The sequence below is a fragment of the Leifsonia virtsii genome, from assembly GCF_030433675.1.
In the GTDB taxonomy this organism is placed as follows: domain Bacteria; phylum Actinomycetota; class Actinomycetes; order Actinomycetales; family Microbacteriaceae; genus Leifsonia; species Leifsonia virtsii.
Window position 1 is genome coordinate 911,997 of sequence record NZ_JAROCB010000001.1, and the last position, 20,143, is coordinate 932,139.

The 20,143-nt window shown below is 71.5% G+C and carries 20 protein-coding genes; 11 read left to right on the plus strand and 9 right to left on the minus strand.

Annotation, left to right across the window (positions count from 1 at the left end; translation table 11 throughout):
* Nucleotides 1-153: 153 nt before the first annotated feature.
* A complete protein-coding gene (locus tag P5G59_RS04415) occupies nucleotides 154-636 on the plus strand; it encodes a Dps family protein (RefSeq protein WP_301216372.1) in 483 nt (160 codons plus the stop codon).
* A 221-nt stretch (nucleotides 637-857) separates the two neighbouring features.
* On the opposite strand, the gene P5G59_RS04420 is transcribed toward P5G59_RS04415, so the two are convergent.
* Genes P5G59_RS04420 through P5G59_RS04435 form a run of 4 tightly spaced genes read right to left on the minus strand, consistent with a single transcriptional unit; the run spans nucleotide 858 to nucleotide 4,433 of the window.
* The gene (locus P5G59_RS04420) at nucleotides 858-2,315 is read right to left on the minus strand and encodes an amidohydrolase (RefSeq protein WP_301216374.1); all 1,458 of its coding nucleotides are present in this window, start codon (nucleotides 2,313-2,315) and stop codon (nucleotides 858-860) included.
* The gene (locus P5G59_RS04425) at nucleotides 2,312-2,950 is read right to left on the minus strand and encodes an FMN-binding negative transcriptional regulator (RefSeq protein ID WP_301216376.1); all 639 of its coding nucleotides are present in this window, start codon (nucleotides 2,948-2,950) and stop codon (nucleotides 2,312-2,314) included. The genes P5G59_RS04420 and P5G59_RS04425 overlap by 4 nt, the downstream gene beginning before the upstream one ends.
* 8 nt (nucleotides 2,951-2,958) lie before the next feature.
* Complete coding sequence (locus P5G59_RS04430; protein ID WP_301216378.1) at nucleotides 2,959-3,945, minus strand: Fpg/Nei family DNA glycosylase; 987 nt, start codon at nucleotides 3,943-3,945, stop codon at nucleotides 2,959-2,961.
* Entirely contained in the window at nucleotides 3,945-4,433 is a 489-nt protein-coding gene (locus P5G59_RS04435; RefSeq protein WP_301216380.1) for a ribose-5-phosphate isomerase, read from the minus strand. Before P5G59_RS04435 ends, P5G59_RS04430 begins: the two co-directional genes overlap by 1 nt.
* A 103-nt stretch (nucleotides 4,434-4,536) precedes the next feature.
* Here P5G59_RS04435 and pepN point away from each other — a divergent pair, with 103 nt between their 5' ends.
* The 8 genes from pepN (at nucleotide 4,537) to P5G59_RS04475 (ending at nucleotide 14,354) form a co-directional block, all read left to right on the plus strand.
* Nucleotides 4,537-7,083 (plus strand): aminopeptidase N, encoded by a 2,547-nt coding sequence (gene pepN, locus P5G59_RS04440; RefSeq protein WP_301216382.1) that lies wholly within the window; start codon nucleotides 4,537-4,539, stop codon nucleotides 7,081-7,083.
* A gap of 147 nt (nucleotides 7,084-7,230) precedes the next feature.
* Nucleotides 7,231-8,142, plus strand: coding sequence for an ATP-binding cassette domain-containing protein (locus tag P5G59_RS04445; RefSeq protein ID WP_301216384.1), 912 nt, complete (start codon nucleotides 7,231-7,233; stop codon nucleotides 8,140-8,142).
* Nucleotides 8,139-9,008 (plus strand): ABC transporter permease subunit, encoded by an 870-nt coding sequence (locus P5G59_RS04450; RefSeq protein WP_301216386.1) that lies wholly within the window; start codon nucleotides 8,139-8,141, stop codon nucleotides 9,006-9,008. Before P5G59_RS04445 ends, P5G59_RS04450 begins: the two co-directional genes overlap by 4 nt.
* Nucleotides 9,009-9,079: 71 nt before the next feature.
* A complete protein-coding gene (locus tag P5G59_RS04455) occupies nucleotides 9,080-10,387 on the plus strand; it encodes a sensor histidine kinase (protein ID WP_301216388.1) in 1,308 nt (435 codons plus the stop codon).
* Complete coding sequence (locus tag P5G59_RS04460; RefSeq protein WP_301216390.1) at nucleotides 10,384-11,058, plus strand: response regulator; 675 nt, start codon at nucleotides 10,384-10,386, stop codon at nucleotides 11,056-11,058. The genes P5G59_RS04455 and P5G59_RS04460 overlap by 4 nt, the downstream gene beginning before the upstream one ends.
* A gap of 43 nt (nucleotides 11,059-11,101) precedes the next feature.
* On the plus strand, nucleotides 11,102-12,277 hold the full coding sequence (locus P5G59_RS04465) for a mechanosensitive ion channel family protein (RefSeq protein WP_301216392.1): 1,176 nt from the start codon (nucleotides 11,102-11,104) through the stop codon (nucleotides 12,275-12,277).
* A complete protein-coding gene (locus tag P5G59_RS04470; RefSeq protein WP_301216394.1) occupies nucleotides 12,274-12,672 on the plus strand; it encodes a globin in 399 nt (132 codons plus the stop codon). The genes P5G59_RS04465 and P5G59_RS04470 overlap by 4 nt, the downstream gene beginning before the upstream one ends.
* A 35-nt stretch (nucleotides 12,673-12,707) precedes the next feature.
* Complete coding sequence (locus P5G59_RS04475; RefSeq protein WP_301216396.1) at nucleotides 12,708-14,354, plus strand: FAD-binding dehydrogenase; 1,647 nt, start codon at nucleotides 12,708-12,710, stop codon at nucleotides 14,352-14,354.
* Between the two features lie 85 nt (nucleotides 14,355-14,439).
* On the opposite strand, the gene P5G59_RS04480 is transcribed toward P5G59_RS04475, so the two are convergent.
* The gene (locus P5G59_RS04480; RefSeq protein WP_301216398.1) at nucleotides 14,440-15,129 is read right to left on the minus strand and encodes a DUF8185 domain-containing protein; all 690 of its coding nucleotides are present in this window, start codon (nucleotides 15,127-15,129) and stop codon (nucleotides 14,440-14,442) included.
* Nucleotides 15,130-15,171: 42 nt separating this feature from the next.
* Between P5G59_RS04480 and P5G59_RS04485 the strand changes: the two genes are divergently transcribed.
* Nucleotides 15,172-16,044: an acyl-CoA thioesterase gene (locus P5G59_RS04485; RefSeq protein ID WP_301216400.1), complete on the plus strand. Its 873-nt coding sequence runs from the start codon at nucleotides 15,172-15,174 to the stop codon at nucleotides 16,042-16,044.
* A 15-nt stretch (nucleotides 16,045-16,059) separates the two neighbouring features.
* On the opposite strand, the gene P5G59_RS04490 is transcribed toward P5G59_RS04485, so the two are convergent.
* Both P5G59_RS04490 and P5G59_RS04495 read right to left on the minus strand, forming a co-directional pair.
* On the minus strand, nucleotides 16,060-16,815 hold the full coding sequence (locus P5G59_RS04490; RefSeq protein WP_301216402.1) for a zf-HC2 domain-containing protein: 756 nt from the start codon (nucleotides 16,813-16,815) through the stop codon (nucleotides 16,060-16,062).
* Nucleotides 16,812-17,369 carry a sigma-70 family RNA polymerase sigma factor gene (locus P5G59_RS04495; protein ID WP_301216404.1) on the minus strand — a complete coding sequence of 186 codons (558 nt, stop codon included), beginning with the start codon at nucleotides 17,367-17,369 and terminating at the stop codon, nucleotides 16,812-16,814. The genes P5G59_RS04490 and P5G59_RS04495 overlap by 4 nt, the downstream gene beginning before the upstream one ends.
* A gap of 76 nt (nucleotides 17,370-17,445) precedes the next feature.
* Here P5G59_RS04495 and P5G59_RS04500 point away from each other — a divergent pair, with 76 nt between their 5' ends.
* Entirely contained in the window at nucleotides 17,446-17,868 is a 423-nt protein-coding gene (locus P5G59_RS04500; protein WP_301216406.1) for a QcrA and Rieske domain-containing protein, read from the plus strand.
* A 50-nt stretch (nucleotides 17,869-17,918) separates the two neighbouring features.
* On the opposite strand, the gene P5G59_RS04505 is transcribed toward P5G59_RS04500, so the two are convergent.
* Both P5G59_RS04505 and ettA read right to left on the minus strand, forming a co-directional pair.
* Nucleotides 17,919-18,407, minus strand: coding sequence for an acyl-CoA thioesterase (locus tag P5G59_RS04505; RefSeq protein ID WP_301216408.1), 489 nt, complete (start codon nucleotides 18,405-18,407; stop codon nucleotides 17,919-17,921).
* Between the two features lie 11 nt (nucleotides 18,408-18,418).
* Nucleotides 18,419-20,101, minus strand: a complete 1,683-nt coding sequence (gene ettA / locus P5G59_RS04510; RefSeq protein ID WP_175337378.1) for an energy-dependent translational throttle protein EttA — start codon at nucleotides 20,099-20,101, stop codon at nucleotides 18,419-18,421.
* Nucleotides 20,102-20,143 lie beyond the last annotated feature (42 nt).

A 20,143-nucleotide genomic window follows, 5' to 3' on the forward strand; every position in this document is an offset into this window, starting at 1 on the left:
TCGAGCCTGGCCGGAGGGGCGCATCCGCCCCATCCCGCCGGCCGCCGAACCGGTCCGGGGGTTAACCCCTCCTTACTTAGCGGAGCCTTCGCTTCGTTGCGGAATTCCCAGCGCTCGGTAGCGTTGAGGCAGGCAGACGAAAGGACACCACCCATGACGGACATCGCCGCAACCCAGAGTGTCTCCAACCCCGACGTCGCCGCGGGGGTCGCACAGTTCCTGAGCCCCGTGGTGGTCGACCTGACCGCCATCGTGGTCAACGGCAAGCAGGCGCACTGGCACGTGCGCGGAGCCAACTTCATCGGCGTGCACGAGCTGCTCGACACGATCGTCGACCACGCCCAGGAGTGGGCCGACCTCGCCGCGGAGCGCATCGTCGCCCTCGGCCTCCCGGTGGACGCGCGCCTCGGCACCGTCGCCGCCAAGACGACCACGCCGGAGCTGACCGCCGGCTTCCGCCCCTCCACCGAGACCATCGCCGAGGTCATCGCGCAGCTCGACGCCGCGCTCGCCGGGGTGAACACGGCCGTGCGCGAGCTGGCCGAGCTCGACCAGACGTCGCAGGATGTGGCGATCGAGATCGCCCGCGGGCTCGACAAGGACCGCTGGTTCCTGTTCGCGCACATCAGCGAGTAGCACCCGCTGCGAAGGGCCGTCCGCGTGAGCGGGCGGCCCTTCGTGCGTTTCGGGCGCGATCGAAGCTGCAGCCGTCGGGGCGCGTGCGCTCGGGCTGTGGACAGCGGTGGATGTTGAAAGTCGAATGGAGGCGTCGGATAGTCCGTCTGGGCTGACTCCCGTCGGAGATTCGGCCGGATCGCGTGCGAATCTCCGACACTACGTCGGCGCAGCCTGCTCGCTCAGCGCAGCGCGTCGTGCGTGAAGCGGCCGGCGAGGAGGGTGGCGGCGACCGGCATCGTCCGCAGGTCGTCGGGCGCAGCGGCGAGCGGGTCGCGGTCGAGCACCGCGAGGTCGGCCGGCTGACCGGACGCGACGGAGGAGCGGACGGACGCGGCGAGGGCCGCCTCCACCGGCAGACGCTGCTCGGGATGCCACGGCTCGCGGCCGTCGCGGGCGCGGCCCACGGCGGAGGCGATCGCGGCCCAGGGGTCGAGTGGCGCCACGGGCGCATCCGAGCCGAAGGCGAGGCGCGCGCCGCTGCGGTGCAGCTCGGCCAGCGGGAAGGCGCGGTCGGTGCGACCCGCCCAGAGGCGGTCGGCGACGTCCCGGTCGTCCATGGCGTGCTCGGGCTGGACGCTCGCGATGACGCCGAGGCGGGCGAACCCGGGCACGTCGGCGGCGTCGATCAGCTGCGCGTGCTCGATGCGGCCACCGGCACCGACCGCCTCGAAGGCGTCGAGCGCTCGGCGGTTCGCCTCGTCGCCGATGGCGTGCACCGCGGGCTCCAGGCCGTGGGAGACGGCGAAGCGCATCCGGTCGATCAGCTCCGCCTGAGACAGGTTGGCGACGCCGTGGCCGCCGTCGGGGTACGGGTGCTCGCACAGCGCGGTGCGGGTGTTGAGGGAACCGTCGGAGATGACCTTGAACGGGCCGACCGTGAGCAGGCCGTCGGTGCCGTCGATCGTCGCGCCCGTGCGGAGACCCAGCTCGGCGGCGCGGTCGAGGCCGTCCGCGTAGATGCCGAACTCGACCCGGAGGATGCCCTCGCCGGCCGCGAGGCGGCGCGTCCAGACGTCGAGGTTCCAGCCATACTCGAGGTCGACGATCCCGACGACGCCCCGCGGCGCGGCGGACCGCGCGGCGTCGGCCGCCCACCGGTCGAGGGTCGCGTCGTCGGCGGTGGCGAGGCGGCTGGTGACGGCGAAGCTGGCGTCCTCGCGCAGCACGGCGTCCGTCGATCCCGGCGCGAAGCGGGCGGCGGCCGCGGTGTTCAGCCACGAGCAGTGCAGGTCGCCCGCGACGAGCACCACCGGGCGATCGCCCGCCGCCGCATCCAGCAGCTCGCGCGTCGGCACGTCGGGCCAGAGGGCGTCGTGGAAGCCGAAGCCGACGACGAGATCGTCTCCCGGCTGCGCGGCGGCGCGCTCCCGGACGAGCGCCGCCGCCTCGGCCGCCGACGCGGCCCGCGAGACGTCCAGGCGCCGGGCGGTCTGCGCCCACTGGGTGAAGTGCACGTGCTGGTCCCAGAGGCCGGGCACCAGCCACCGCCCGTCGAGCGCGACACGCTCGGCCCCATGCCCCTCCGCACCCGAGGGCACGACAGAGTGGATGCGGCCCTCGACGAGCAGCACATCCACCGCGCCGTCGCGCCCGGGGAGGCGGCCGCCGGTCAGCAACAGCGGGGGCGCCGCCGTCATCGTGCGGCGCGGCGGCGGTCGTGCACGAGCTGCATCTCGCGGAGCAGGCCGGCGCTCGCGTACGGTCCGTCGCCGCCGAGCTCGGCCATGATCGAGTCGACGATGTGGTCGGGCCGGTTCTGGCTCATCTTCTGCTTCGCGACGATGCGGGTCGGCGTGAGCCGCAGCCCGACCGTGCCCGAGACGATGCGCTCGGCGTAGGCGGCGTCCTCCAGCGTTCCGCGCATGCGGCGGGGCGACGGGAGTTCGTCCTCGAAGTGGTCCACCAGGCGCGCGAGCACGTCGAGGTTCTCCTCGTCGCTCAGCAGCTCGGGCACGCCGGAGAAGTGAGCGGCGACGAAGTTCCACGTCGGCACGGCCGGCTTCTCGTCGTACCAGCCGGAGGAGATGTAACCGTGCGGGCCCTGCACGATCACGAGCAGCTCGTGCTCGCCCAACTCGTGCAGCTGCTCGTCCGGCCGGCCGACGTGGCTGAGCAGGCTCAGCTCGTCGCGGGTGTCGTCGAGAATGACCGGATAGTGGGAGGCGACCAGCCCGGCGGAGGTGCTGCTCACGAACGTGGCCCACGGGTTCTCGCGCACGAGCCGCTTGAGCTCGGCGGGCTCGGTGAGCGTGAAGCTCGGGTTCTGTCGCACGGCTCCTCCTAGGCCTGGTCGACCGGGCACCAGTACAGCTTGCGGCCGCCCAGCTCCTCCATCACGATGTTGGTCCCGCACACGCGGCACGGCAGGCCCTCGCGCTTGTAGACCCAGTGCCGGTCGTCGCGGCTCGCCATCGCCTTGCGGTAGGACTCGTCGTCCAGGTCGTCCATCGTCATCATCTGGCCGGTCTCGACGCCGATCCGCAGCAGGTGCACCCAGTCGCGCCAGAGCGCCCGAACGGTGTCCTCCGGCACCTTCTTGCCGGGCGTGTGCGGGTTCTGCCGCGCACGGAACAGCAGCTCTGCACGGTAGACGTTGCCGATGCCGCTGACGACGCTCTGGTCCATGAGCAGCAGCGCGATCGACGTCGGCTTGCGCCGCACGATCGAGACGAAGCGCTCCTCCGCCTCCGGCCCGTCGTCGACCTGCGGATCGGGGCCGAGTTTGGCGATGACCGCATCCACCTGGGCCGGGTCGAGCACCTCGCACGCCGTCGGGCCGCGCAGGTCGGCGACGGCCGTGTCGGTCAGCAGGCGCACGCGCACCTGGCCGATCGGCTCCGGCGGGAAGGACGTGATCTCGGCCTCCACCTTCTCGGACTCGGCCATGCGCAGCCGGGTGCGCCGGGGCGCGCCGATGGAGTGGAGGGAGTTCTCACCGGCCGAGTCGAGGATCGGGTCGAGGTCGGTGCCGCGCTGGTTGGTCTGCCCCATGCGGCCGTTGGCGCTCGCGATCGTCGGGTCGATGCTGATGTCGCCGGCGAAATCCCACGCGCCGTAGAGGCCGAGGTGGACGCGCAGCCAGAGCCCGTTGTCGAACTCCAGGAACATCTGCTTGCCGACGGCCTTCGCGTCGGTCATCACGTGACCGTCGATGCGCGTGGCATCGGCGGCGAACCGGCCCTGCGGCGACGAGACCGCGACCCGGTGGCCGACGAAGTTGGCCGCGAACTGCCGCGCGATGCGGTGGACGGAGTGGCCTTCTGGCATCAGTGGTCCACGTTCTTGCCCGCGATGTCGCCGGTGGCCTCGTACTCCGCCAGCTGCGCGATGCGCCGCACGTGCCGCTCCTCGAACGAGAACGGCTCGGCGATGAAGGTGTCGATGAAGCTCGTCGCCTCCTCGACCGTGTGCTGGCGGGCCCCCATCGCGATGACGTTGGCGTCGTTGTGCTGCCGTGCGAGGAGGGCGGTGGACTCGCTCCACACCAGTGCGGCGCGCACGCCCTTCACCTTGTTGGCCGCGATCTGCTCGCCGTTGCCGGAGCCGCCGAAGACGATGCCGAGCGCCTCGACGCCCGCCTGCTGGTCGCGCACGACGGCGGCCGCCGCGTTGATGCAGAAGGCCGGGTAGTCGTCGATGGGGTCGTACTCGGTCGGGCCGTGATCGATCACCTCGTGACCCGCCGCCGTCAGGTGCTCCTGCAGGTGCGTGCTGAAGTCGAGGCCGGCGTGGTCGGTGGCGATGTGGATGCGCATATCCACAGTTTAGGGACGACCACCGACCCCGCCCGCGCCGGTGGCTAAGGTGGTTGCCGTGGACACGATCCACGCCGTCCCATGATCGCTCAAGGAGTCAGCGTTGCCCGGAGAAAACCTCACCCGCATCGAAGCACAGGAGCGCGCGTCGCTCGTCCGCACCCACTCGTACGACGTCAGCCTCGATCTGACCACCGGGCCGGAGACCTTCCGCAGCACCACGACCGTGCGGTTCTCGGCGAAGGAGGGGGCGTCGACGTTCATCGACGCGATCACGCGGACGGTGCACTCGGTCACCCTGAACGGCGTGGAGCTCGACCCCGCCGCGGTGAGCGACGGCGTGCGCATCCAGCTCGACGGCCTCAAGGACGAGAACGAGCTGACCGTCGACGCCGACGCGATCTACACCAACACCGGAGAGGGACTGCACCGCTTCGTCGACCCGGTCGACGGCGAGGTGTACCTGTACAGCCAGTTCGAGGTGCCGGACTCGCGGCGCATGTTCGCCGTGTTCGAGCAGCCCGATCTGAAGGCGCAGTTCACGTTCACCGTCACCGCGCCGGCCCACTGGGCGGTCGTGAGCAACTCCCCCACGCCCGAGCCGACCCACGCCGGCGACGACAAGAAGGTCTGGGCGTTCGCTCCGACCCCGGTCATCTCCTCGTACATCACCGCGCTGATCGCCGGCCCCTACGAGTCGGTCCACAGCGAGCTCACCAGCCGCGACGGCCGCACCATCCCGCTCGGCGTGTACGCGCGCAAGAGCCTGGCCGAGTACCTCGACGCCGACTACATCTTCGACAAGACGCGCGAGGGCTTCGCCTTCTACGAGGAGCGCTTCGACTACGCCTACCCGTTCGAGAAGTACGACCAGCTGTTCGTGCCGGAGTTCAACGCGGGCGCGATGGAGAACGCGGGCGCGGTCACCTTCACCGAGACCTACGTCTTCCGGTCGAAGGTCACCGACGCGATCAAGGAGCGCCGGGTCGTCACGGTCCTGCACGAGCTGGCCCACATGTGGTTCGGCGACCTGGTCACCATGAAGTGGTGGAACGACCTCTGGCTGAACGAGTCGTTCGCGGAGTACGCCTCCACCCTGGCCACCGCGGAGGCCACCGAGTGGACCGAGGCGTGGACCACGTTCGCCGCCATGGAGAAGAGCTGGGCGTACCGCCAGGACCAGCTGCCCTCGACGCACCCGATCGTCGCCACGATCAACGACCTGGAGGACGTGCAGGTCAACTTCGACGGCATCACGTACGCCAAGGGCGCCTCGGTGCTCAAGCAGCTGGTCGCCTGGGTCGGCCAGGACGACTTCCTCGCCGGTGTCGCGCAGTACTTCAAGAAGCACGCGCACGGCAACACCGAGCTCAAGGACCTGCTGGTGGAGCTTGAGGCCACGAGCGGCCGCGACCTGACCGACTGGTCGAAGAAGTGGCTCGAGACGGCCGGGGTCAACACCCTGCGCCCGGAGCTGTCGGTGGACGCGGACGGCACGATCACGTCGTTCGCCGTGCTGCAGTCCGCTGCGGCCGACTACCCGACCATCCGCCCGCACCGCCTCGCGATCGGCCTCTACAACCTCAGGGAAGGCAAGCTGGTACGCGACCAGCGCCTGGAGCTGGACGTCGACGGCGAGCGCACCGATGTCGCCGAGCTGGTCGGCACGAAGCGCCCCGACCTGGTGCTGATCAACGACGACGACCTCGCGTACGCGAAGATCCGTCTCGACGAGGCGTCGCTGGCGGTCGCGATCGAGCACCTCTCCGACATCGAGAGCCCGCTGGCCCGCTCGCTGGTCTGGGGCGCCGTCTGGGATGCGACCCGCGACGCCGAGACGAGCGCGAGCGACTACGTGCGCCTGGTGCTGGGCAACATCGCCTCGGAGACCGAGTCGACCACCATCCGCACCACGCTGAACCAGCTCGTGCTCGCCGCGAACGCCTACGTCGCTCCGGAGCGGCAGACGGAGACCGCGCACGCCGCAGCCGACGCGCTGTGGGAGCTCGCGAAGGGCGCCGAGGCGGGCAGCGACGCGCAGTTCCAGTTCGTGAAGTTCTTCGCGGCCCTCGCCTCGACGGACGAGCAGCTGGCGACCATCGCGGGCCTCCGCGACGGCTCGATCGCCCTCGACGGCCTCACGGTCGACACCGATCTGTCGTGGGAGCTGCTCATCGCGCTCGTCGCGGGCGGCGCGGCGGGCACCGCCGAGATCGACGCGGCCCTCGCAGCGGACAACACCGCGAACGGCGGCCAGTTCGCCGCGCAGGCGCGCGCCAGCATCCCGACGCTCGAGGGAAAGCAGGCGGCGTGGGACTCGGTGTTCGGCTCCGACAACCTGCCGAACACGATCGTCCGCTACACCGGGATCGGCTTCCAGCGCGCGAAGGACAAGAGCGTGCTCGCCGCCTTCGTCGGGCCGTACTTCGCGGCGCTGCAGGGCATCTGGACCTCGCGCACCTACAAGATCGCGGAGTACCTGGTCGAGGGCATGTACCCGGCGCCGCTCGCGAACGAGGAGCTGCGCGACGCGACCCGCGCCTGGCTCGACGCCAACAACGAGCCGGCGGCGCTCCGCCGCATGGTGGTGGAGAACCTCGCCGGGGTGGAGCGCGCGCTCGCCGCGCAGAAGCGCGACGCCTCCGCCTGAGCGACTGCGCCACCCTGTCACGTCTGCGGCTGCGCGCGCGGCCGCAGACGTGACATACCGCAGCAGTCGCGGGTCGGACCGGACCGAGTGCAGCGTCGTACCGGGGGACGATGACGCCGCGGCACGTGCGCCCCTAGTCTCGGAGGCATGATCCAACTCGATCACCTCACCAAACGATTCGGTTCCAAGACCGCCGTCGACGACATCACCGTGACCATCCAGCCGGGCAAGGTCACCGGCTTCCTCGGGCCGAACGGCGCGGGCAAGTCGACGACCATGCGCATGATCATGGGGCTCGACCGCCCCTCCGGCGGCCGCGCCCTCATCAACGGGAAGCGCTACGCCGAGTTCCGCTCCCCGCTCACCGAGGTGGGCGCGCTGCTCGACGCGAAGGCCGTGCACACCGGCCGCACCGCGTACTCGCACCTGCTGGCGATGGCCGCGACCCACGGCATCCCGAAGGCCCGCGTGCACGAGGTCATCGGCATGACCGGCCTCGACTCGGTCGCGACCAAGCGCGTCGGCGGCTTCTCGCTCGGCATGGGGCAGCGGCTCGGGATCGCCGCGGCCATGCTCGGCGACCCGGCCACCCTCATCCTCGACGAGCCGGTCAACGGCCTCGACCCCGAGGGCGTGCTGTGGGTGCGCCAGTTCGCGCGTCACCTGGCGAGCCAGGGCCGCACGGTGTTCCTCTCGTCGCACCTGATGAGCGAGATGGCCCAGACCGCCGACCACATCGTGATCCTCGGCCGCGGTCGCGTGCTCGCCGACGCCCCGGTCGACCAGATCCTCGCCGGCGCCACCCGCCACGCGGTGCGCGTCCGCACGCCGCAGCCGGAGGAGCTGGCGCGTGCCGTCGCCGGCGCCGACGTCGCCATCACCGGCGTCGAGGCCCAGCTGTTCGAGGTCACCGGCCTCACCGCCGCCCAGATCGGCGAGGCGGCCGCGCGCAACGGGATCGTGCTGCACGAGCTGACCCCGCTCAGCGCCTCGCTCGAGGAGGCCTACCTCGAACTCACCCAGGACGACGTCGAGTACCGCACGGAGGTCAGCCGATGAGCACCGCCACCGCATCCACCCACACCGCCCCTGGGCACCCGCACTCCTCGCTCGGGCGGCTCAACTTCGCCCGCGTGGTCCGCTCCGAGTGGATCAAGCTGCGCACGCTGCGCTCCACCTTCTGGACGCTTGGCAGCGCCGTCGTCCTGGTCGTGGGCATCGCGACGCTCGTCGCGGCGGCCATCCCGGAGAAGTCCGTGCTGGTGGGCGAGGTGCCCGCCGCGCGGCGTGCCGCGATCGAGGCGCAGGCCTCGGCGTTCGGCACCACCGCGGCCACCTCCGGCCTGACGTTCGCGTCGCTGGTCATCGCGGTCCTCGGTGTGCTCGTCATCAGCGGCGAGTTCTCGACCGGGATGATCCGCTCCTCCTTCACGGCCGTCCCCCGCCGGTTCCCGGTGTTCGCGGCCAAGACGCTGGTGCTGTTCGTCGTCGCCTTCGTCATCGGGCTGATCTCGTCGGCCGCGTCGTGGGCGGTCGCCATCCCGATCCTGAACGGGAAGGGCTACAGCGGTGACCTCACCTCCTCCGACACGCTCTGGGCGATCCTCGGAGCCGCGCTCTACCTCGGGCTCGTCGCCGTGTTCTCGCTCGGCGTCGGCGCCATCCTGAAGTCCACCGCCGGCGGCATCGCCGCTGCGCTCGGCGTGCTGCTCGTGCTGCCGATCATCGCAAGTGTGGTCAGCGGCCTGACCCGCACCGAGTGGCTGGCCGACGCCCAGCGCTACCTGCTGAGCAACGCGGGGCAGGGCATCTCGGGCGTCGCCAACGGCGGCCTCGAGCCGTGGGTGAACGTCGTCACGGTCCTCGTCTGGTCCGCGGTCGCCTTCATCGTCGGCGCCGTGCTGCTGCAGCGCAGGGACGCCTGACCGGTCACGTGACCCAGGGCGCCACGACGACGGACACCCCGGGCGGGCTCGAACTTCCGAGACCGCCCGGGGTGATCCGTCGTTTCCTGGCGGCGCATCCCGTCGTCGTGGATGTGGCGGTCGCGGCCGTCTACCTCCTCCCGTCGCTGCTCGGGGCGATCGTGCTCTCGGCGCGGAATCCGACGCCGCAGGAGATCGTGCACATCGCGCTCACCGCGGTCGCCGGCATCGCGCTGCTCGCCCGGCGGCGCCAGCCGGCGGTCGTCTTCGCGCTCGCCACCGTCCTCCTCGGCGCGAGCGTGTTCCTCGGCCGGGACATGGATGTGGTGCCCACCCTGATCGCGCTGTACGCGCTCGCGGTCTACCGCTCCATCCGGTCCGCCTGGGTCGCGTTCGGCGTGACCGCCGCGGTCACGGTCGTCACCGTCACCGTGGAGACCGTGCTCGCCCAGGTGCGCGCGTTCACGCCGCTGGAGACGGCCGCGGTGCCCTCCGGCATCCTCGTGCTCTCGTTCTCGGTCGTCGCCGTGCTCATCGGCAGCAACGTCGGCAATCGGCGGAGGTACCTGGACGCTCTCATCGACCGCGCCCGCCAGCTCGCCCGCGAGCGCGACCAGCAGGCCGAGATCGCCGCGGCCGCCGAGCGCGGCAGGATCGCGCGCGAGATGCACGACATCGTCTCGCACAGCCTCACCGTGATGATCACGCTGGCGGACGGCTCCGCCCGGCTGGTCGACTCGGCCGCCCGTGCTGAGGGCGCGGCAGCGCGAGCAGACGATGCTCCGACGCCGCTCGAGCGCTCGGCCGAGACGATGCGGCTGGTCGCCGAGACCGGCCGCGGCGCCCTCGCCGACATGCGCCGCCTGCTGGGCGTGCTGCGCGACGGCGACGGGAACGCGGCCCGCGAACCGCAACCCGGCGTGGCCGAGCTCGGCGACCTCGTCGAGACGTTCCGCGCCGCGGGCCTGCCGGTGCGGATCACCGTCTCCGGAACTCCCCCGGACGACGTCGGCCAGCAGCTGACCGTCTACCGCGTGGTGCAGGAGGGCCTCACCAACGCGCTCCGCTACGCCTCCACGGCGACCGCGGTCCGCGTCGTGATCGTCTTCCAGCCCGGCACGGTCGTCATCACGGTCGACGACGACGCCGCCCTCCACCCGGACGCGGCGCAAGGCTCCGGTCGTGGCCTCGTCGGCGTGCGCGAGCGTGTCGGCCTGTACAGCGGGACGATGGAGGCGGGCCCGCGACCGGGCGGCGGCTGGCGTGTGCGGACCGTGTTCGACGCGGTGCGCGGCCGGCCGGACGCCGACGCGGCCCCGAGCCCGGCCGTCACCGCAGCGCCTCCCACCCCCGACCCCACGCTCGAGGAGACTCCATGACCGACGCCCCCGTCCGCATCCTGCTCGTCGACGACCAGCAGCTGGTGCGCCTCGGCTTCCGGATGGTGCTGGAGGCGGAGCCGGACCTGGCCGTCGTCGGCGAGGCCGGCGACGGCGCGGAGGCCGTGCGGCTGACCTCGGCGCTCAAACCCGACGTGGTGCTGATGGACGTCCGGATGCCGGTGCTCGACGGCATCGAGGCGACCCGGCGGATCGTGGAGGCCGACCCGGCCGCCCGCATCATCATCCTGACCACGTTCGACCTCGACGAGTACGCCTTCGGCGGCCTGCGCGCGGGCGCGAGCGGCTTCCTGCTGAAAGACGCCCGTCCCGAAGAGCTGACCTCTGCCGTCCGTGCGGTCGCCGCGGGCGACGCCGCCGTCTCCGGCCGGGTCACCCGGGCGATGCTCGAACTGTTCGCCGACCACCTGCCCGCCGCCGGGTCGACGGCCCGGGGCGGCGCGGACCCGGCCGCCGCCCTGACCCCGCGCGAGCGCGAGATCCTGCTCGCCATCGGCGAAGGCCTCAGCAACGGGGAGATCGGCGCGCGCTTCTACCTGACCGAGTCGACGGTGAAGACGCACGTCGGCCGCGTGCTGTCGAAGCTGCAGCTGCGCGACCGGGTCCACGCGGTGATCTTCGCGTACGAGAACGGACTCCTGGAGCGGTGAGTTCAGGCTCCGCCAAGCGGGTCGTCGGTAGGCTCGGTGGGGTATGGGAATCCTGAAAGCGAACTTCTGGACCGACCTCGGCTCCTGGGCCGCCGAGGCCGGATGGAACATCCTCAGCGCGGCGTGCATCGTCGGCGGCGCCTTCCTGCTCAGCTGGATCCTGCGCGTGGTCATCCGCAAGGTGGTCGCGCGCATCGTCAGCGGCGTCAAGAAGGGGCAGAACGTCTCCGACACGCAGGCGCTGGTCGCCTCGCCGCTGGCGGCGGTGCGGCTGGTGCAGCGCACGCGGACGCTGGGCTCCGTGCTGACGAACATCGTCAACGTCACCATCGGGATCATCGCGATCATCCTCATCCTGAACGTGTTCGCGGCGAACGTGCTCGGCTCGCTCGCCCTGCTCACGGCCGCGATCGGCGCCGGCCTCGGTTTCGGCGCGCAGAACATCGTCAAGGACGTGCTCAACGGCCTGTTCATGGTGATGGAGGACCAGCTCGGCGTCGGCGACGTGGTCGACCTCGGGTCGGCGACCGGTGTGGTGGAGGCCGTCGGAATCCGGGTCACCCAGGTGCGCGACGTGAACGGGACCCTGTGGTTCGTGCGCAACGGCGAGATCCTCCGCGTCGGCAACATGTCGCAGGGCTGGGCGCGCGTGATCATCGACCTCGCTGTGCCGTACGACGCCGACATCGAGGCGGTGCAGGCGAAGATGATGGAGGCCGCCACCGCGCTCGCGACGAGCACGAAATGGCGCTCGCGCATCCTGGACAAGCCGGAGCTGTGGGGGCTGGAGTCCATCTCCGCCGACGCCATGGTCATCCGCCTGGTGCTCAAGACGCGCACCACCGCGAAGGACGACGTCTCGCGCGAGCTGCGCGTCCGCCTCAAGCAGGCGCTCGACGAGCTGGGAGTGAAGCTGCCGTCGCTCTCCGCTGTCGTGCTGACCGGCTTCGACAGCGCGGCGAGCGTCGCCGGAGCGAAGCCCCCGCGCACCCGCCCGAGCCAGGTCGTGAACCCCGAGCCGCCGCTCAAGGGCCGCAAGGCGCGCGCGGCGGCGAAGCGGCAGGCGGCCGACGCGGGCCCGGCGCAGGCGCAGGCACAGCCCGCCGCGCCCAAGAGCCCGAAGCCGCCCGCCAAGCGGCCGGCCGACCCGGGCGCGATCCGCATCCAGCCGGCCATCGAGAACCAGCCGAAGCCCGACGGCGACGGGACGAAGCCGTGAGCATCCCGGTCGGTCCGCAGCCCAGCTTCTTCGACCAGATCGGCGGTCACGAGACCTTCCAGCGCCTCGTCGACGCGTTCTACGACGGCGTCGCCGCCGATCCCGTGCTGCGGCCGATGTACCCGGAGGAGGACCTCGGGCCGGCGAAGGAGCGGCTCGTGCTGTTCCTGGAGCAGTACTGGGGCGGTCCGACGACGTACAGCCAGCAGCGCGGCCACCCCCGCCTGCGGATGCGGCACAACCCGTTCAAGGTCAACCCGGACGCCCGCGACCGCTGGCTGGCCCACATGCGCGTCGCGGTCGACGGCCTGGGACTTGCGCCGCTGCAGGAGGAGACGCTCTGGAATTACCTGGAGCGGGCCGCGTTCGCTATGGTCAACACATTCGAGGAGTAGCCCTCGCAGCCATCCCGGTGCCGAAGGAGACACGGATGACCAAGGAACCCGACGCGATCGTCGTCGGCGCCGGCCTCTCCGGGCTGGTCGCCGCATCCGAACTGCTCGACGCGGGACGGCGGGTGACCATCGTCGAACAGGAGCCGTCGGCCTCCTTCGGCGGGCAGGCGTGGTGGTCGTTCGGCGGTCTGTTCCTCATCGACTCCCCCGAGCAGCGCAGGATGGGCGTGCACGACTCCCTCGCGCTCGCCCGCGACGACTGGTTCGGCACCGCCGGTTTCGACCGCGCCGAGGACCACTGGCCGCGGCAGTGGGCGGAGGCGTACCTGCAGTTCGCGGCGGGCGAGAAGCGCGCCTGGCTGCACGAGAAGGGCGTGCGGTTCTTCCCGGTCGTCGGCTGGGCCGAGCGCGGGGACGGACGCGCGGGCGGCCACGGCAACTCGGTGCCGCGGTTCCACATCACCTGGGGCACGGGACCCGGGGTGGTGGAGCCGTTCGCGCGCCGCGTGCAGTCGGCCGCGGCGAACGGCCGGGCGGCGATCCGCAACCGCCACCGGGTGGACGAGCTGATCGTCGAGGACGGCCGCGTCGTCGGCGTGCGCGGCGCGGTGCTCGCGCCCGACTCCGCCGAGCGCGGCGCTCCGAGCAATCGCGAGGTCGTCGGCGACTTCGAGCTGCGGGCGCCCGTCGTGATCGTGGCCTCCGGCGGCATCGGCGGCAACCACGACCTGGTGCGGGCGGCCTGGCCGGCACGGCTGGGCGAACCCCCGGCGCACATGCTCTCGGGCGTTCCGGCGCACGTCGACGGGCGGATGCTCGGCATCGCGGAGACCGCGGGCGCGCACCTGATCAACGGCGACCGGATGTGGCACTACACCGAGGGCATCCAGAACTGGGACCCGGTGTGGGAGCGGCACGGCATCCGCATCCTCCCGGGCCCATCGTCGCTGTGGCTGGACGCGCACGGGGACCGGCTGCCCTCGCCGCTCTACCCCGGGTTCGACACGCTCGGGACGCTGGAGCACCTGCGCCGGACCGGGTCGGACTACAGCTGGTTCGTGCTGACGCAGAAGATCATCGAGAAGGAGTTCGCGCTCTCCGGCAGCGAGCAGAATCCCGATCTGACCGGCAAGGACGTCCGGCTGCTCGCCAAGCGGGCCGCGCCGGGCGCTCCGGGGCCCGTGGAAGCGTTCAAGCAGCACGGCGCGGACTTCGTCGTCGCCGACACGCTCGACGAGCTCCTGGCCGGGATGCAGCGCATCGCGGACGTGCCGCTCGACACCGAGCTCGTGGCCCGGCACGTGCGCGAGCGCGACCGGCAGCTCGACAACGACTTCGGCAAGGACCTGCAGCTGGCCGCCATCCGCTCGGCGCGGAAGTACCGGGGCGACCGGCTCATCCGGGTGGCGTCGCCGCACAAGCTGCTCGACCCGGCGGCGGGGCCGCTGATCGCGGTGAAGCTGCACATCCTGACCCGCAAGAGCCTGGGCGGGATCGAGACGGACCTCGACGGCCGCGTGCTCGGCGCCGACGGTGCGCCGGTGCCCGGGCTCTTCGCCGTCGGCGAGGCGGCCGGCTTCGGCGGGGGCGGGATGCACGGCTACCGCGCGCTGGAGGGCACGTTCCTCGGCGGCTGCCTCTTCTCCGGCCGCCAGGCCGGTCGCGCCGCCGCCCGTCCCTGAGCTTCCGCCCACCGTCGAGTCCGCAAAGACTCTACGGCCGCACGGCGTGTCGCGTGCAGTCTTTGCGGACTCGACGGGGGTGGGGTCAGCGGCGGAGGGACCAGGAGGTGCGGCGGACGAGAGTGTGGCCGCGGCGGGTGGTGAGGCGCGTCCAGGTGCCGGTCTCGTGGATGGTGACCGGGGTGTCGTCGCCGAGGAAGCCGAGGCTGTCGGCGGCGAACGCGGCTCCGGTCGGGACGTATTCGAGGCCCTCGATGGGACGGCCCCACACCTCGGCGCGGACGCGCTGCACGAGCTGCTCGCCGGTGCCGGTGGGAACCGCTTCGGCGACCTCCGCCACGCCCGCCTGCGCGAGCGACCTCAGCAGCTCGGACGTCGTCTCCCCCACCGCGCGCCAGCCGCCGCGCGGCGGCGAGATGCCCGCCCAGGTGACCGTGGAGACCTCGAGCGGCAGGCGGATCTCCAGCGGGGCGCCGTCGGACTCCTCCGCCGCCTCCGCGCTCTCGCGCACCCGGGCCACCCGGTCGAGCAGCGACCGGATGGGGACGACGACGTCGAACGTCACGTCGGCCCCCGTCGCGAAGGTGCGCAGGCCCAGCACGGTGGGCGTCTCGTCCAGGAGACCGCGCGGATACAGGATCGCCGTGTAGACGGCGAGGACCCCGGAGCCGGCGATCAGGCGCACCGACCCCTCCTCGACGCGGGCCGCCCTCGACAGATAGGTCTGCAGATCGGCGACGGCGAGGGTGTCCACAAGAGAAAACGACTGGCTCATCGGATGTCTAAACTACCAACAGACCACCGACTTGGAGGCACCGTGACCGAGCCCCTGGCTTCCCTTCTCACCGCGCTCGATCTCACCGACACCGGTGCCCGCACCAGCGAGGACATCTTCACCGGCCCGTCCCAGTGGATGCCGCTGGGCCGCGTGTTCGGCGGCCAGGTGCTTGCTCAGTCCATCGTCGCCGCGACGCGCACGGTCGAGGACGACCGGAGCATCCACTCGATGCACGGGTACTTCCTGCGGCCGGGCGACGTGAACTTCCCGATCACGTTCTCCGTCGACCGCATCCACGACGGCCGGTCGTTCTCGACGCGGCGCACCCAGGCGTACCAGAACGGGCTGCCGATCCTGTCGATGATCGCGTCGTACCAGACCGAGGACGACGGACTGGAGCACCAGGTCTCGATGCCGGAGGGGCTGCCCGAGCCGGAGGACCTGCCCTCGACGGCGTCGACCCTGGAGGACGTGCAGCATCCGGTCGCCCAATATTGGGCCAGCCAGCGGCCGTTCGACATGCGGCACGTGACCTCGCCTGTGTACCTCTCGGTCGAGGGCGAGCACGTCGCGGAGCAGGCGGTCTGGTTCCGCACCATCGGCGAGATGCCCGACGACCCCGCGCTGCACCGCGCGGCGCTCGCCTACGTGAGCGACTACACGATCATGGAGTCGATCATGCGGCGGCACGGGATCGCATGGGCGACCCCCGGGCTCAAGGCGGCGAGCCTCGACCACGCCATGTGGTGGCACCGCCCGGCCCGGGTGGACGAGTGGCTGCTGTACGTGCAGGAGTCGCCGACCGCCGGCGGCGGGCGCGGGCTGGCGCAGGGCCGCATCTTCACGCGCGACGGCCGCCTCGTGGCGAGCGTCGCCCAGGAGGCGACCATCCGGCTGCCGCGCGCGGACTGAACCGCCTGCCTGCGCTCAGTCGAAGGTGCTGCGCAGCAGCACGGTCCCATCGCCCGCCGAGCGGATGTCGACCGACGCGATGTCGGCCACCGGCACGCTCGTCGTCGCCACCGGCGTCGCGGTGGTGCCCTCGTCGGCCGTCCAGGTGGACACCTGGTACTGCTTGCCCGCACGGTCGGTGACGACCATCGCGTAGCCCCAGGCGTGCCCGCCGCCGTCCGCACCCACGCGCGCGTAGCTGCAGCGCGAGTCGATGCGCGTGCCCCACGGCTCCGAGGTCAGCCGGAGGTCGGCGCTGAGCGGGCTCGGCTCCACCTGCTGCATGACGACGTCGGCGCTGGGGGTCGCCGGCTGGAGCACGGCGGGCAGCACGAAGGCGCCGACGCCGACGAGCACCGCGGCCGCGGCGGCGGACAGCCCGGCCACGAGCCAGCGGCTGCGTGCCCGGCGCCGTCGGGCCCTGTGCAGAAGCGACGGGAGCAGGTTCTCGCCCGGGGCCTGGCCTGCGGCGAGCTCGGTCGTCGCGGTCTCACCGGCGGCCGAGTCCGCGGTCGCTGCGGTGGGCGCCGCCGCAGGCTCGGCGATCAGCGCCAGGGCGTCCTCGCGCGGGACGCGGGACAGGATGCCGGGCAGCCCGGCCAGCTCGGTCAGCCCCTCGGCGCACCGCTCGCACTCGCGCAGATGCGCCTCGTAGGCCCGGCGGTCGGTCGGCGAGAGGGCGCCGAGCACGTAGGCGGCGTCCCAGGTCGCGAACTCCTCATGCGTGGTCACGCTGACGTCACCCCTCTCTCCTGCAGTGCGAGCCGGAGCGCCCGCAGGCCGTAGTGCAGGCGCGACTTGACCGTCCCCTCCGGGATATCGAGCTCGCGGGCGATCTCGGCGACCGAGCGGCCGCCGTAGTAGGCGTGGACGATGACGGCCCTGTGCTCGTGCGACAGCTCCGCGAGCGCGTCGGATACGAGCCACGCGTCGAGCACCGCGTCGGCCTGGTCGCCGGGGGTCGGGCGCTCCGGGAGCGTGTCGGTGCCGAACTCGTGGCGGTTGGCGGCGCTCCGCTTGCCGTCGATGACGAGGTTGCGGGCGACGGTGAACATCCACGTGCGCGCCGACTGCTGCGACTGGTCGAGGACGGACGGCTTCCGCCAGGCGCGCAGCAGGGTCTCCTGCACGATGTCGTCGGCCATGGCCCTGTCGCCGGTGAGGTGGACGACGTACCGCCACACGGCCTGCGCGTGCTGGTCGTGCAGCTCGCGCAGCAGGCGGGCGTCCTCATCCGGCATGTTCACCTCCACCTCGTACACGATGCAGCGGACGGAAAGGTTCATCGGGGAGCGTTGAACCGATCCCGCGTCTTCCTCGTGACTACCGTAGGAGATGCACCCGCCGACCGTGAGGACCACGATGACCGACCGCGCACCGCTCACCCGCCGCACCCTCGTCACGATCGGCGGTGCCTCCGCCGGTACCTTGCTGCTCGCCGCCTGCACGGCGGCCGGCGCCGACGGAAACGTCACGGGGACCGACAGCGGAGGCTCGACCAAGGTCTCGCTGAAGTCGATCCCGGTGGGCGGCGCCGTGTCCGCCACGCTCGGCGGCAAGCCGATCGTGGTGTCGCAGCCGAGCGCCGGCCAGGTGGTCGCGTTCAGCGCGGTGTGCACGCACGCCGGCTGCACCGTGGCACCGCAGGGCAAGGAGTTCGACTGCCCATGTCACGGCTCGCGCTTCGACGCCTCCACCGGCGACGTGCTGAACGGCCCGGCGAGCAACCCGCTGCCGAAGCTCAAGGCCACGGTCTCGGGCGACTCGGTGACGGTCACGGCGTAGGCGTACCGCGAGCCGTGCGGCGTCGGCCCCGCAGCGTTGGCCCGGCGGCGTCAGCCGCGCTTGGCGAACGCCACCGGCTCCTCGAGGTACGGCGTCCACGCGGCGCGCTCGCGCTCGTTGATGCGCCGTGGACGCTGGGACGTGGCGTCGACGAGCACGATCGTGGTCGCCGCACGCGAGTACAGCGTCGCCGGCTCCGTACCCTCCGGCGACCAGACCTCGTAGCAGACCTCGAGGCTCGCCCCGCCGAGCCGCCCGAGCCAGAGCTGGACGTCGAGCGGCTGGCGGAGGTACGGGATGGGCGCGAGGTACTCGATCTCCTGCCGCGCGATCAGCGTGAGCGTGTCGGCGCCCGGCCGTCCGTCGAGCACGGCGGTCGAGCCGCCGACCGCCTCCCCGCTGCCCTGGCCGCTGTCGTCGGTCACCCAGAACGCCTCGATGCGCGCCTCCTCCAGGAGGCGCAGCATCTCGGCGTTGTTGACGTGACCGTACGCGTCGAGGTCGCTCCAGCGGAGCTTGATCGGGACGTGGAGTCGCATCGCCGGTCGCCTCAGTCGCGCGTGAGCTTGCGGTACGCGGAACGGTTGGGCTTCGCGGCGTCGGGACCGAGGCGCTCGACCTTGTTCTCCTCGTACGCCTCGAAGTTGCCCTCGAACCAGTACCAGTCGGCCGGGTTCTCGTCGGTGCCCTCGTAGGCGAGGATGTGGGTCGCGATCCGGTCGAGGAACCACCGGTCGTGGGTGATGACCACCGCGCAGCCCGGGAACTCGAGCAGGGCGTTCTCGAGGCTCGACAGGGTCTCGACGTCGAGGTCGTTGGTCGGCTCGTCGAGGAGCAGCAGGTTGCCGCCCTGCTTGAGCGTGAGCGCCAGGTTGAGGCGGTTGCGCTCACCACCGGAGAGCACCCCGGCCTTCTTCTGCTGGTCCGGTCCCTTGAACCCGAAGGTCGAGACGTACGCGCGCGACGGCACCTCGGTCTTGCCGACCTGGATGTAGTCGAGCCCGTCGGAGACGACCTCCCACACGTTCTTGTTCGGGTCGATGCCGCCGCGGGTCTGGTCGACGTACGAGATCTGGACGGTCTCGCCCACCTTGAGGTCGCCGCCGTCGAGCGGCTCCAGCCCGACGATCGTCTTGAACAGCGTGGTCTTGCCGACGCCGTTCGGGCCGATCACACCGACGATGCCGTTGCGCGGCAGCGTGAATGTGAGGTCGTCGATGAGCTTGCGGTCGCCGAAGCCCTTCTCGAGGTTCTTCGCGTCGATCACGATCTGGCCGAGGCGCGGCCCCGGCGGGATCTGGATCTCCTCGAAGTCGAGCTTCCTGGTGCGCTCCGCCTCGGCCGCCATCTCCTCGTAGCGGGCCAGACGGGCCTTCGACTTCGCCTGGCGTCCCTTCGCGTTGCTGCGCACCCAGTCGAGCTCCTCGGAGAGGCGCTTGGCGAGCTTGGCGTCCTTCTTGCCCTGGATGGCGAGGCGCTCGCGCTTCTTCTCCAGGTACGTCGAGTAGTTGCCCTCGTACGGGTACAGGTGGCCGCGGTCGACCTCGGCGATCCACTCGGCCACGTGGTCGAGGAAGTACCGGTCGTGGGTCACGGCGAGCACGGCGCCGTGGTACTTCGCCAGGTGCTGCTCGAGCCACAGCACGCTCTCGGCGTCGAGGTGGTTGGTGGGCTCGTCGAGGAGCAGCAGGTCGGGCTTCTGCAGCAGCAGCTTGCACAGCGCGACACGGCGCTTCTCACCACCGGAGAGCGTGTTGACCGGCCAGTCGCCCGGCGGGCAGCGCAGCGCGTCCATCGCCTGCTCCAGCTGGGAGTCGAGGTCCCACGCGTCGGCCGCGTCGATCTGCTCCTGCAGGGTGCCCATCTCGGCCAGCAGCGTGTCGAAGTCGGCGTCCGGGTCGGCGAGCAGGCCGGAGATCTCGTTGAAGCGGTCGACCTTCTGCTTGATCTCTCCCACGCCCTCCTGGACGTTCTCGAGCACGGTCTTGTTCTCGTCCAGCTCCGGCTCCTGCATCAGGATGCCGACGCTGTACCCGGGAGACAGCTTGGCCTCGCCGTTGGAGGGCGTGTCGAGGCCGGCCATGATCTTCAGGATGGTCGACTTACCTGCGCCGTTCGGGCCGACGACACCGATCTTCGCGCCGGGCAGGAACGCCATCGTGACGTCGTCGAGGATCACCTTGTCGCCGACCGCCTTGCGGGCGCGCACCATCGAGTAAATGTATTCGGCCACTCTTCTTCTCAAACTCCCTGTCGTCGGCACTGTGCCGTATTC